Consider the following 13,001-nt stretch of genomic DNA (forward strand, 5'->3'; position numbering starts at 1 on the left):
CACTTTTTATGCGTAATTTAACGCTTTCTCTTCTAGCGGTAGTGCTTATAGCGACTATTGGTTTAGGTTGGATGTTTGACGGCATTTATAATCAATACCTAAATCAATATAATGAACAAGAGCAACATTTAAGGACAGAGCAGCAAGATGCTATCAGTGTTTTAGAGCAAGTAGGTACTCACTTGGCGGTAACGCTATCGGTACTCGATAATCGCCAAGAATTTATTGATAAATGGCCAAAAAAAGGCAGCTTGCTCCTACGCCTACAGCCTTTAACAAACTTTCCTTTACCTCAAGCCTTACTCGACAATTTAACTGCTGGCCAACCGTTATTACTGGAAACAGATGACAGTATTTCCTTACATTTTTATCTCGCCACTACTGATGAACTATTGGTATTGACCACACCGCCACAAAAAGCCAACCAAAGTAATTCATTATTGCCCATTTTTCTCACCAGTTTGTTTTATTTGGCTGTATTGGCCTTAATGCTCGTTTGGCTTTATCCGCTGGCAAAAAGGTTAATGACTTTACGACAAACAGCCAAGTCCTTTGGCGAAGGTGATTTAAATCAACGGATAAATGTTGGCACTATTTCTTATATTCGAGATTTAGAATTAGAATTTAACCGTATGGCACAACGTATTGATGACTTAGTTACCGATATAAAGTTACTCAGTAGCGCTGTTTCTCACGATTTACGTACACCCCTGGCACGGATCCGCTTTGGTATTGATACCATTGCTGAAGAAGATGATCCGGTATTACGTAAAAAGTTTGAGCGAAGAATTAGTGATAACGTCGATGAAATGGTCGATTTGGTGGAAAGTTTATTGAGTTACGCCCGTTTAGATCAAACCTTAATCACGCTAAATAAAGCGCCAGTAGATTTTAAGAAACTGATCAACACTTGTATTAACAATAAAAGCCAAGATGATATCGAGCTTACTCTGCAGGTACCTCAACAGCAAGTAATGGTTGATGGCGATCTTTCCTATTTAATGGTGTTGATGAGTAACTTATTACAAAATGCTTATCAGTATTGCCACAGTCAAATTCACGTTTCTGTAGCTGAGCAGGGCAGTAATATTATTGTAACGGTTAGCGATGATGGCCAAGGTATTGTTATCGAGCAAAGAGAACAAATCCTAAAACCTTTTATTCGAGGTAAAAACAGCGAACAAAAAGTGAAAGGTTACGGTATGGGTCTTGCCATTGTTAAACGTATTGTTGAGTGGCATCACGGTAATATCAGCATTGATAACTCAGCAAGTTTAAAAGGTGCCCAGTTTAGTGTCACCTTGCCAAAGGTATAGAGCCTAACAGCATAGATAAAATCCAGTATATCCAAAGAAAACACCAGTAAAAAATTACTAAACGATCCCTAAAAAAAGATAAAAAAAGCCACGTTAGTAACGTGGCTGAAAATAATCAATGTAAGGGAAAAGAAAGGATTAAATATTCGGGTAATTATACTAAGCTAAAAATATAGCTTACGTAGTCGGTCTCTATAAATAAAGCTTTAATTTTTTAAAATTATTTTTTGCTCAATAAAAGCTTGAGTACCCCACAATGGCACAGTAGAAAGGCTATGTTTGTAACTACCATCTGTTTCTTTGGTTGTGTAAGAAAGATAAAGCAGAGTTTGATTTTCAGCATCATAAATACGTCTAACTTTCATAGTCTTGAAAAAGATACTTTTCGACTGTTTGAACACTACTTCACCAGATTTACTCTTATCGATTGTCGCTATCATTTCCGCGGTTATATCACCTGTTTGACGGCAAGATATAGAACTATCACTGGGATCAGACAGACTTAAATTAGCTTCAATTGAAGCTATGTGACAAGTTATACCTGAAATTTTATCATCATCTAAAGACGACACTTTTATGTCCTTTAAAGTAAAGAACCCTAGCGATACATCACCCACTTCATTCTTCGATAAACTCTTAAATATGAGTAATGCGATAACTAATAAAAGGAAGATTGAGCCGTATATTTTTATCTTTTTTAACATGTTAATTTCCATTTGAATTGCTATTTATCATGGTCATTGATGCTTAAAATGACAATGAAGTGAGTAAACGATGTTTGAACCTTTAAGGCAGGCTAGATATTAACGGGCATTACTGGTATTTAAAATAAAAACATTAAAATAAGACATTTTATAACGGCTTGGCTTTATCATACTCACTTATATTAACAGTAATAAATTTCTTATTACCTTTCCTTCGCTTGAGTGTCTTTTTAAAGCTTGTCTGGGCTGATAACTTCAAACTTGCGACTAATGTACAAAGATACAAGACAGAACTCGGTGATAACGCATGTGAACAGCCGATTCTTTGTATACAATATTAGTCCTCTTAATCTAAACCCAAATGATGTGAGTACATGTCAGGCTCACTTTTTACCGTGGAGTAAACCAATGCGCTTTTTTTCTCGATTTTCTTATCGATTAGTCTTGGCTGTTAGTGTCGTAACTACACCATTCCTTACTGTAGCGAACAGTGTTATGGCTAATAGTGCTGTAATTACCAGTATTTCGGCTAATAGCCTGTTTGAAGCTAAAGATATTTTCTCACTGGAATATGCCAGTGAGCCACAAATATCGCCTGATGGTAGTAAGATCGTTTATATCAGAAACTCTAATGACATCATGACCGATAACAAGAATAAAAATTTGTGGTTGATTGATGTTAAATCTAAAAAACAAATACCACTTTTTTCTGATGATAAACAGTACTCATCGCCGCGCTGGTCAGCATACGGCGAAAAAATTGCATTTATTAGTAACTTAACGGGCAGTTACCAAGTACATGTGCATTATCTAAAGCAAAATCGCACAGCACTTGTTAGTCAGTTACAAGGTGGCATTGGTAGTTTGACTTGGTCACCTGATGGTAAATGGCTAGCGTTTAGCCAACTTGTTGCTGAGCCGGCGACAGTGATTGCTAAAATGCCGAAAAAACCTAAAGGGGCTAAATGGTCTAAGCCCGTTGTAGTGATTGATAAAGCTTATTATCAGTCAGATGGTCGTGGGTTAGTTAAACCGGGTTACAAACATATTTTTGTCTTACCGAGTGAAGGTGGTACGCCACGTCAGCTTACTCAAGGTGACTTTCATCACAAAGGTACACTTACATGGACTAAGAGCAGCGATGGCATAGTATTTTCAGCTAACCGTATCAAAGATTGGGAATATAAATCACTTGAAGGCAACTTGTATCTAGTGAACTTAGCGGGTGGCGAACTGAAGCAATTAACAAGCAAACCAGGTAAAGAGTTTAATCCAGTATTTTCAGAGAATGGTAAAAAAATTGCCTTCTTATCAACGTCTAATGCGTTAAATCCATACCGTAATGCCAAATTAAACATTATGGATTGGAAAACTAAAAAAGTGACTGCGGTTGCTAGTGACTTTGATCGTTCAATAAGAGATCCTCAGTGGTTATCTAGCTCATTATTAGCAATAACTTATGATGATTTTGGTAAACGAAAACTGGCCACCATTAGCACTAAAGGAAAAATAAAAGATCTAACTAATACGCTTGCTGGTACCAGTATCGGTCGACCTTATATTAGTGGTAGTTTTACTGCTTCAAATGAAGGCTATATGGCCTTTACTCAAGGTAGTTCTATACGTCCAGCGGATGTTGCTGTTATTAATACTCGTAAAAAATTATCGAAGTTAACACAATTAAATGAAGATTTATTTGGTCATAAAACTCTAGGCAAAGTACACGAAGTGAATTACAAATCATCTTTTGATGGTGAGCCTATTCAAGGTTGGTATATTACCCCGCCAAACTTCGACCCTAAGAAACAATATCCATTGATTCTAGAGATCCATGGCGGTCCACATTTGGCTTATGGGCCACACTTCTCTGCTGAATTACAACGTTTTGCCGCACAAGGTTATGTGGTTTTCTATGATAACCATCGTGGTAGTAGCTCTTATGGCGAACGTTTTGCCCTATTATTAAAATACAAGTACAGCTCTAAAGAAGATTTTTCTGATCACAACTCAGGTGTAGATGCCATGGTAGATATGGGTTTTATCGATGAGAAAAATTTATTTATCGCTGGTGGCTCTGCGGGTGGTATAGCTACTGCCTATGCTATAGGTTTAACAGATCGCTTTGCTGCGGCAGTTGTAGTTAAGCCAGTGATTAACTGGTTAAGTAAAGTGCTGACGGCTGATAGTGGTTTAGGGCAAATACCGACACAATTTCCGGGTATGCCATGGGAACATGTAGAGCATTATTGGAAACGTTCGCCAATGTCTTTGGTTGGTAATGTCACTACACCAACTATGCTGATAACAGGGGAAGAAGATTTACGTACGCCAATGGCGCAAACAGAGCAATTTTATCAAGCACTTAAATTGAGAAAAATTGATACAGTGTTAATTAAAGTACCTGGTGCTCCACATGGTATTGCTGGTAAGCCATCAAGAATGATCACTAAAATTGAACACAGCCTTGCTTGGTTTGAAAAATATTCAAGCAAGACAGAGAAATAACCTACCTTTATCCACTTTTTTTCATTCATCATGATGAATGGTAATAAACTTAAAAACCAAGCTTTAACTGCTTGGTTTTTTTATATCTTTTTTATCGTTTTTCTACTTCAGGAATACGCATAATGGCCGATAACTCTATAGATAAGCTTAGTTTTTCATTATATGAAATTATTAACTAAGCTAGGGCAAGTTTTTTAAATAATAATGCTATGTGGTCTATAGTTAAATTGGCTAAGTGCTTTATTTAAATAAGCTGAAATTATCCAGTAGCATAAGCTAGCGGATAATTTTATTTTATAGTCAGTTTTCAGTTCTTATTTTAGCCCCATTTCAGTTCGTTTTTTACTTTCAAAGGAAGAGATTTATCTATGTTGAATTTAACTATTCGCCGTAAAGTTGTACTTACTACCTTGACTGCCGTGGTGCTATCTATTGTGATTGTTAGTGCTTTTGCACTTAGCTCAAGTAGAGCCATTATTTTGGAGGCTGCTATTGAAAGAGAATTACCAGCAGCATTGGGTGAAGTCGCCAATGATTTAGATGCACATTTGTTGCTACCTATTACGGTATCGCAAACCATGTCGAGTAACCTTTATTCTCAGCAATTTATTGCTAATGGTGAGCCAAGAGGTGAACATCAACAATTTATTTCTTATTTGAAAAATATTCAGAGTGAATTTGATACTATTAGCGCTTTTCTAGTGTCAGCCAATAGCGGACACTATTTCACCCCAGGTGGACTTTTTAAAACTTTGTCACCACAAGATAATAATGATCAATGGTTTTATAATTTTATCAATAGCGGCAAGCAATATGAACTTGCTCTAGATATTGATGAAGAAACCAATATTCCGACTTTGTTTATTAATTACCTAATGAGAGTTTCAGGGGAGCCAAGCGCTGTAGTGGGAGTAGGTTTATCATTAGAGAATATGGCTAAAACCATTAGTCAGTACCGTATTGCAGAAACAGGGAAAGTGTTCTTAGTCGATCAACAAGGCATAGTTAAGCTCCATCCTGATACACAACTCATCGGTAAGAGATTGTCTGATCTCGGTGTCATTGATAATCAAAGTCTTTTATCGAAAGCACAATTTAGTTCTACAGAATTTATTCAAAACGGTACGACAACCCTTATAGCTAGCCGATACCTAGATAGTATTGGTTGGTATGTCATTGCTGAGGTACCAAAACATGAGGTACTAGGTGGGCTAACTAAATTGACTTGGGCACTTGTGATGATGGGCATTATTATTGCGGTAATTTCTGCCTTTGTTAGTACATGGCTTATTTCTCGTTTAATTGCACCTTTTGGTCAAGTGGCCGATATGTTAGCTGAAATTGGTAAAGGTGGTGGTGATTTAACCCGTCGTTTAGATGATTCTCGTGAAGACGAAGCCGGTACAATGGCAAAGGGATATAATCAATTTGTTAGCCATTTAAGTTAAATAATGCAACAGGTTTCTAATACCGGTAATGAGCTTGCGGAGGCGATTGAACAAATTGACTCTCAAGCTAAATCAATGGAAGCTGAAATTAATGAGCAAGTGAGTCGAGTTGAGCAAATTGCCACGGCTATGCATGAAATGGGTATGACAGCAGAAGAGATTGCCGGTAGCGCTAATAATGCTGCACAAAGTGCGCAAGCTGCCGATGCCACCGTGCAGCAAGGTAACGACTCTGTTGTGCAAACCATATCGAGCGTTTCAGCTATGAGTGAGCAACTTATTTCAACCAGTACTATGATCACGCAATTGGCTGAAGATGCACGCTCTATTGACACCGTTGTGGAAGTAATACGTAGTGTTTCAGAGCAAACTAACTTGTTGGCGCTTAATGCCGCTATTGAAGCTGCCCGTGCGGGTGAACAAGGTCGAGGTTTTGCCGTGGTTGCGGATGAAGTAAGAACCTTAGCATCTCGCAGTCATGATTCGACGGAAGAAATTCGAAATATTATTGAAAAGCTGCAAGCTAAAACCGAAGAAGTGGTTTTAGCTATCTCGCAAAGCACCGAATTGAGCACGAACAGTCAAACTGAGGCTGGTCATTCAGGTAAACACTTAGAAAGTATCTCTGAAAGCATCGCTATTATGAATGATATGAATTTACAAATAGCCACGGCGACAGGAGAGCAATCTAATGTGGTCGGTGAAATTAACCCTCATGTTACTGCTGTTGCTGATATCTCTCGTGCTAATAGCGAGATAGTTCAGCAAACCTCTATTGCATGTAGTGAGCTAAGAGAAAAAGCAATGCACTTAAATGAATTAGTATCACGTTTTAAGTTTAACTAATATTAATGGCCTAAATATCCAATAACGTCGTTGCTTTCAATCACAATAGCCAGCTATTGCTCAATCAAGCGTCTTGTTTTTGAACATTTATTCTCATTGAATTTAATTGCTTTAACATAAAATTCATTTAATACAGTTTTCTCTGATTATAGAATTTAAAATATCATCCTACGAAATAAAAATGCCAGTCAATATTATTGACTGGCATTTTTGTTTGTCTGGCAAAAGTTAATAATTAACCCATATTACCAAATACGAACACGTTCATCTTCTGGTAAATACAAGGCATCACCTGGTTTTACGTCAAAGGCTTTATACCAAGCATCGTGGTTGCGTGGAGCTTGTGCACGGAAACGTCCTGGCGCATGAGTACCACCGCGTAATTGGTTTAACATGCTTTTTTCAGTACGTTTTTCTTTCCATACTTGTGCCCATGCTAAGAAGAATCGTTGGTCACCAGTAACACCGTCAATCACCGGCGCTTCTTCGCCTTTTAAACTTAATCTATAAGCATGATAGGCCATTGCTAAACCACCAACATCACCAATGTTTTCGCCTAAGCTGTTACGGCCGTTAACAAAGTTATCTGGAATGGGTTCATACTTATTGTATTGCGCCACTAATTGATCAGCTTTCGCGTCAAAGGCGTCTCTGTCTGCATCTGTCCACCAATTGCGTTGAATACCATTAGCATCAGATTTTGAACCTTGATCATCAAAGCCATGGCCCATTTCATGACCAATTACGGCACCAATAGCGCCGTAGTTAACCGCGGCATCAGCCTTAGGGTCGAAAAATGGCGGTTGTAAAATCGCTGCAGGGAAGACAATTTCATTAAATGAACTGTTGTAGTAAGCATTTACGCGTTGTGGTGTCATGCCCCAACGAGTACGATCGGTTTTCATTAACTCTTTTGATACGCTATCGGCATTAAAGAATTGGCGAAGATTTTTAATGTTGCCAACTAAATCAGTTTTAGAAATTGTGACGCCGTCAAACTCCTGCCATACATCAGGGTAACCAATCTTAGGGTTGAAAGCGGCAAGCTTAGCGTGCGCGTTAACTTTAGTTTCTTCACCCATCCAGTCAAGTCCGTCAATACGTTGGCCAAGTGCCGTACGTAAATTCTCAACCAGCTGCGCCATTTGTACTTTAGAGCTTTCAGGGAAATAGCGCGCTACATAAACTTTACCAATAGCAAAACCTAATGATTCGGTATCTGACATTTCACCAATAGCACGTTTCCAACGAGGACGAGGCACTTGTTGGCCATTTAATTCTTTACCATAAAAAGCAAAGTTAGCGGCATAAATTTCATCAGACAATAAATCCGAGTTACCACTAATGGTATGGAAAGTTAAATAATCTTGCCAAACAGCTAATGACTCTGAGTTGATTAAAGCAATCATGGCCTTAACTGGCTCTGGCTGAGATATATTAAGTTGTGGCACTTTATAGCCTGATTGAGCAAAGTAAGTATCCCAGTCAAAATCAGGATATTGCTTAGTTAAATCAGCACGTTTAACTTGATTTAAGCTTAAGTCACGGTTACGTTTTTTCTCACGTGGCCAGTGGCCTTGTGCTATTTTCGTTTCCAGTGCTAAAATCTGTTCAGCACGTGCTTGGCCATTTTCAATACCAGCAAAAGCTAGCATAGTAGCAATATGCGCTACATAGGCATTACGCGTTGTCTCAAAACGCTCACTTTCTTCTAAGTAGTAAGAGCGATCAGGAAGACCTAGGCCGCCAGCACCAATAGACATTTCATACTGATTTGGATCTAAACGGTTAAACCACATATAGCCACCGATAGGAGACTCGGTGCCCGTTAACCATGCTTCGCCAAATACCTTAGTTAAGTCTTTAGTGCTTTTAACTGCACTAATTTGGTCTAAAGTACTCTGAATTGGACTGATACCTAATTTGTTAACGGTTTCAGTATCCATATAAGCTTGATAAAAGTCAGCAACTAATTGCTCATCGGCGTTAAGGTCGCTGCGGCTGGTAATATCATCAATAATCTCTTTTACTTGTTTTTCACTACGTTCAGCTAAACCAGTAAAAGCACCAAAACGGGTTTTATCGGCTGGCATAACAAAATTGTCATACCAAGTACCACTGGCATACATAAAGAAGTCATCACCGGGTTTTATCGCTTCATTACGGGCACTTAAATCAACGCCAAAGTTGCCTAACTCTACTTTACTGGCGACAAGGCTGCTATTACTGTCGTTACTCGCTTCAAACATGCCACAACCACCAAGAAAGGTAGTTGCCAAGGCAAGAGCTATTAAAGATTTTTTCATAAAAAGTTCTCTTTTATATTAATAGGTTGTAGTTAATTCATTGTAGTTACTTAGTAATACAGGTAAATACCTAGATTAAATCAAGCCGCTATAGTTTTGCTTTTATAAGTTATGGTTATAGTGTCTGCTTTATAACTTTATTGTTTCTGTCTTGCTTATTTATTGTTAGTGATTTTTATCGACTAACTTTAGCATTGTTCACTTAGCCATTTTCTCGTATGTTAAAAAAATGTCAACTAGGATACGTTTAACGGTAGTGTTTAACCGACGAGGTTATTGTTACAGCAAGTTTACAAGCTAATATGCCTTGATGTGATCGCTGCATGGATGTAGCTTATTAGACAATGCAGGAGCATAGCCTCCAGAGCAATCGTATGACAAAGACTCAGGTTGTATAAATACCCCAAACAGCTGTGAAAAATGTTAAAAGAACAACAGTCCTAGGAGTTTTAATCTATAACAATAAGAAAAACAAGGTGATAAAATGATGGATTTCAAAAACAAGACGGTAATCGTAACTGGTGCATCCGCAGGTGTTGGCGCCGCGGTTGCGCGAAATTTTGCAAAACTTGGTGCTAACATAGTGTTGGTAGCTCGCGGGGCTGAAGCACTCGATAAAATAACTAAAGATTTAGCCTCGATAACTGATGTATATAGCCACACGCTGGATGTTGCTAATAGTGAAGCATGTCGAGAGCTTGTCGATATAGTCGTAGAAAAATTTGGCTCTGTTGATGTATTGGTTAATAATGCTGGTTATCATCAGCGGGGTGATGTGAGTAGCAATAATACCCGAGATTTAGCGGCAATGGTTGACGTAAATTTACGCGCACCGATTGAGTTGTCATCGCTAGTGTTACCACACATGCTAGAAAATAAATCTGGCGCCATTGTCAATGTTGGCTCTCTTGCTGGCCGAACACCACTGCAAGGAGCTGCAACGTATAGCGCAACTAAAGCAGGATTACGTGCATTTACGTATGCACTAGCCGACGAGGTCAAAGAGTGCGGTATTAATGTTGGTTTGGTATCTCCTGGACCTATCGATACAGGGTTTATCATGGATAATATGGATACCGTAGAAGATATTGTATTCTCGCAACCTTTAAGCACTGCTGAGCAAGTGGCTGATGCGATAGTTAAAGTTGCAGAGGGCAAGCGCACGGAAATTATTCTACCAGCGTCGAGTGGCTTTCTAACGACCATCTCCTATTTGTTTCCAACATTAAGACGTAAGATCCGCCCATCGCTTTATGAAAAGGGTCGTAAGGCTAAATTGCGTATCGCACAAGGGAAATAGCATTAAATAGGTCATTTCGCAGTACTTCTAACAATAAAATTATTTAATTATAATATCTTCAGGAGCTAGCTATTTACCGTTGTGAACAGTTATTTACTAATTTTTCTTTAAACAATCGTAATCGTTGGTTAGTTCTTTCAGTTAAATGAGCTTTGCAATTAATGCTTTGGCTAGGTATAAAGGCGACCATGATTTGTTTTTTATGAGTTAATTGAGTGAAGACGTTCTTATTTATATGTTTATTAGTTGTAGCGGCTCCGGTACTGGCAAAGTCTAATCTAGAAAAGTCAGGGGATATTATCCACTTACTTTTACCTGCCGCAGCTTTAGGTGCAACGCTTGTTATCGAGGATGATTATCAAGGTACATGGCAGTTGGTCAAAGCAGGCGTGGTATCTCGCGTGGCAGTAGAAGGGCTAAAATATGGCATAGATAAAGATAGGCCTGACGGCTCGGGTGATGACTCATTCCCTTCAGGGCATACCGCAGATAGTTTTGCTGCAGCAACATTTATTCAACAGCGCTATGGTTGGCGTTGGGCTATTCCTGCCTATATAGGTGCAACATTTGTTGGCTATAGCCGAGTTCAAAGCGATAAACATTATGCGGTAGATGTATTAGCGGGTGCTGCCATCGGTATTATTTCAGGGCTATATTTTACCGAGCCTTATTCTGGCATTACCATTTCGCCTACAGCTAGCAGTGGTCATTATGGCTTGAGCTTTAGTGGCACATTTTAATAAACTAGGTGAGCCAGTGAAAAATTTAGCATGGCTAATAAATTATCAAAAGAATCAGTTAAGAGTAGCAACAAGTAATGAATACTAAAGTATCAAAAGAAAGCCAAGAGCAAGCTATCAAAGTTGCCAAAGGTACTCAAAAGAAAGGGCAAACTAAAGAGCAGACCAAGTTAATTGCTCAAGGAATAGAAAAGGGCATTAGCGAGTATAAAAAGCAGCAAAGCAAAAAGTCTCGTGAGCGAGATAAAGACCGTAAACAGCAAGTAAAACAAAAGCAACGTGCTGCACAAGAGCTAGACGAATTGGGTGAAGCAAATGAAATTCACAGCACTGATAAGCTGCCTTGGGTCTTACTTGTGCTCAGCTGGCTTGGCTTTATTAGCTATTTGTTAGTTAACCTGAACTAGGCTTAATAAATGTTTCTCTAACAGCTATTTTTACTTACTTCAGCGTGTAATAGGCCTGCTATTGACGCGTAAATTAGCCTTGAATTAAGAAAAACTATCAAGCTAGATATAGTATTAAGTTATTTGGCTAATAGCTTCAATGAGTTAAATATATCTTAAACCGAGCTCAGGTTAATTAGTTAATAAAGTTAGACTAAAGTGAGTTAAGGCTAATTAAACCTACTGATACAAAAAGCGTTTAAATCTATTTCAGTGGTTTGTTCACTAACTAACTAACTGACTGACCAATAAGTTTGCCCGTTATTGCTCCTTGCGTTAACCCCAAGTGTTGATGACCAAGAGCAAAGAATACTTTATCGTGGTTTGGCGCTTGGCAAATTCGCTAAGAGCAATACTTATACCCGATCCACTTGAAGATGCTCGTTTCAGGAAGCTTGAGCGAATCATATTCAAGGCATGTTTTTTGTTAATGGTTATTCCCTTAAAAACAAATGTAACGACGAATATGGTTTGCTCAGGCTTCCCCAAAGGGCTGGTTTATAAACGCTTTATGCTACGTTATTGATTTCGACAAGGGAATAACCATTCTCTTCAATCAATGCCTTACCTAAAGGCGTTTATAATTCCAGCTGAATCCTGCATCTTCAAGTGGAACGGGTATAACGCTAGCTGGTCAAATGTTTAGAAGAACTCAGTCAACCCGAGCCTGACATAGAATCATTGTTACCTTGGGATCTAAAAACTCAATGCCAATCCGAAGACGGACACAAAAAAAGCCCCGTAAAAACGGAGCTTTCTCTTTTTGAATATTTGCAAGGATTAGTCTAATAAACCCAATGCTTCAACTCTTTCTTTTGCTAGAGTATATCTTGCTCTAACATCTTCAATTTGCTCTGGAGTTAATTTCACACCAAGAGTACGAAGCCCACCATCGGCATCATTATGATGAATTCCCATTGCAAACTTAAGGTATTCCATAAGCAGCGGTTGACCATCAAGATATGAAATAGAGTTCATAGCCTGAGAAACTTTGTATGCCTCAGCCCATTCTCCTTTTAAAACATACTCCTGCATAGTAACACTAGCTTTTGGGAATACAGTACCTACACCGGTAATACCACCGCATGCTCCAGCAAGTCCAGCATATACAGTAACAGTGTCAACACCTGCCAAGATTTTTAAATCTTTGTTCTCTAACATCAGTGTTTCAATAGTTGAAACATCTATAGTCGATATTTTAAGAGCAACTACTTCAGGTAGCTCAGCAAGTTTTCTAAGAATATTTGTTGAGATCGCATGATATCCGGCTGCATCAGGGTTGTTGTAAGGCATAATTGTTACGCCTGCCTCTTTTGCAGCTGTTGCAGCAAGAGCATAGTACGCATACATATCTTCATCAGAAGGAAGTGCCTTAGTTTTTGGCGGCATC

Annotated in this window: 10 protein-coding genes; 7 read left to right on the forward strand and 3 right to left on the reverse strand. The window is 38.6% G+C overall.

Translation table 11 applies throughout. From position 1 onward, the window contains the following. Positions 1 to 8 precede the first annotated feature (8 nt). The gene (locus HRT50_RS09905) at positions 9 to 1,316 is read left to right on the forward strand and encodes an ATP-binding protein (RefSeq protein ID WP_291613927.1); all 1,308 of its coding nucleotides are present in this window, start codon (positions 9 to 11) and stop codon (positions 1,314 to 1,316) included. A gap of 206 nt (positions 1,317 to 1,522) precedes the next feature. On the opposite strand, the gene HRT50_RS09910 is transcribed toward HRT50_RS09905, so the two are convergent. After that, positions 1,523 to 2,020, reverse strand: a complete 498-nt coding sequence (locus tag HRT50_RS09910; protein WP_291613929.1) for a CreA family protein — start codon at positions 2,018 to 2,020, stop codon at positions 1,523 to 1,525. A 495-nt stretch (positions 2,021 to 2,515) separates the two neighbouring features. Between HRT50_RS09910 and HRT50_RS09915 the strand changes: the two genes are divergently transcribed. From HRT50_RS09915 to HRT50_RS09925, 3 genes are all read left to right on the forward strand, one after another. After that, positions 2,516 to 4,525: a S9 family peptidase gene (locus HRT50_RS09915; RefSeq protein ID WP_291613944.1), complete on the forward strand. Its 2,010-nt coding sequence runs from the start codon at positions 2,516 to 2,518 to the stop codon at positions 4,523 to 4,525. A 368-nt stretch (positions 4,526 to 4,893) separates the two neighbouring features. After that, positions 4,894 to 5,973: a cache and HAMP domain-containing protein gene (locus HRT50_RS09920; protein WP_291613931.1), complete on the forward strand. Its 1,080-nt coding sequence runs from the start codon at positions 4,894 to 4,896 to the stop codon at positions 5,971 to 5,973. Positions 5,974 to 5,976: 3 nt separating this feature from the next. Continuing rightward, positions 5,977 to 6,819, forward strand: a complete 843-nt coding sequence (locus HRT50_RS09925; protein WP_291613933.1) for a methyl-accepting chemotaxis protein — start codon at positions 5,977 to 5,979, stop codon at positions 6,817 to 6,819. A gap of 245 nt (positions 6,820 to 7,064) precedes the next feature. Here the strand turns inward: HRT50_RS09925 and HRT50_RS09930 are convergent, their stop codons facing one another. Beyond that, entirely contained in the window at positions 7,065 to 9,125 is a 2,061-nt protein-coding gene (locus HRT50_RS09930; RefSeq protein ID WP_291613935.1) for a M13 family metallopeptidase, read from the reverse strand. A gap of 484 nt (positions 9,126 to 9,609) precedes the next feature. Between HRT50_RS09930 and HRT50_RS09935 the strand changes: the two genes are divergently transcribed. The 3 genes from HRT50_RS09935 (at position 9,610) to HRT50_RS09945 (ending at position 11,572) form a co-directional block, all read left to right on the forward strand. Next, positions 9,610 to 10,425 carry an SDR family oxidoreductase gene (locus HRT50_RS09935; RefSeq protein ID WP_291613937.1) on the forward strand — a complete coding sequence of 272 codons (816 nt, stop codon included), beginning with the start codon at positions 9,610 to 9,612 and terminating at the stop codon, positions 10,423 to 10,425. 215 nt (positions 10,426 to 10,640) lie between these two features. Beyond that, positions 10,641 to 11,165 (forward strand): phosphatase PAP2 family protein, encoded by a 525-nt coding sequence (locus tag HRT50_RS09940; protein ID WP_291613938.1) that lies wholly within the window; start codon positions 10,641 to 10,643, stop codon positions 11,163 to 11,165. Positions 11,166 to 11,242: 77 nt separating this feature from the next. Continuing rightward, complete coding sequence (locus tag HRT50_RS09945) at positions 11,243 to 11,572, forward strand: DUF2956 domain-containing protein (protein ID WP_291613940.1); 330 nt, start codon at positions 11,243 to 11,245, stop codon at positions 11,570 to 11,572. An 819-nt stretch (positions 11,573 to 12,391) separates the two neighbouring features. Here HRT50_RS09945 and HRT50_RS09955 read toward each other — a convergent pair. Further along, positions 12,392 to 13,001: dihydrodipicolinate synthase family protein (locus tag HRT50_RS09955; protein ID WP_291613942.1), on the reverse strand; the 610-nt coding region annotated here is incomplete at its 5' end.

Origin of the sequence: Colwellia sp. (genome assembly GCF_013215345.1) — a bacterium.
In the GTDB taxonomy this organism is placed as follows: Bacteria; Pseudomonadota; Gammaproteobacteria; order Enterobacterales; family Alteromonadaceae; genus Colwellia.

Excerpts from the sequence above, each read along its gene's own strand:
- HRT50_RS09905 (WP_291613927.1), top strand. The coding sequence starts at position 9 with ATGCGTAATTTAACGCTTTCTCTTCTAGCGGTAGTGCTTATAGCGACT.
- HRT50_RS09910 (WP_291613929.1), bottom strand. The coding sequence starts at position 2,020 with ATGTTAAAAAAGATAAAAATATACGGCTCAATCTTCCTTTTATTAGTT.
- HRT50_RS09915 (WP_291613944.1), top strand. The coding sequence starts at position 2,516 with ATGGCTAATAGTGCTGTAATTACCAGTATTTCGGCTAATAGCCTGTTT.
- HRT50_RS09920 (WP_291613931.1), top strand. The coding sequence starts at position 4,894 with ATGTTGAATTTAACTATTCGCCGTAAAGTTGTACTTACTACCTTGACT.
- HRT50_RS09925 (WP_291613933.1), top strand. The coding sequence starts at position 5,977 with ATGCAACAGGTTTCTAATACCGGTAATGAGCTTGCGGAGGCGATTGAA.
- HRT50_RS09930 (WP_291613935.1), bottom strand. The coding sequence starts at position 9,125 with ATGAAAAAATCTTTAATAGCTCTTGCCTTGGCAACTACCTTTCTTGGT.
- HRT50_RS09935 (WP_291613937.1), top strand. The coding sequence starts at position 9,610 with ATGATGGATTTCAAAAACAAGACGGTAATCGTAACTGGTGCATCCGCA.
- HRT50_RS09945 (WP_291613940.1), top strand. The coding sequence starts at position 11,243 with ATGAATACTAAAGTATCAAAAGAAAGCCAAGAGCAAGCTATCAAAGTT.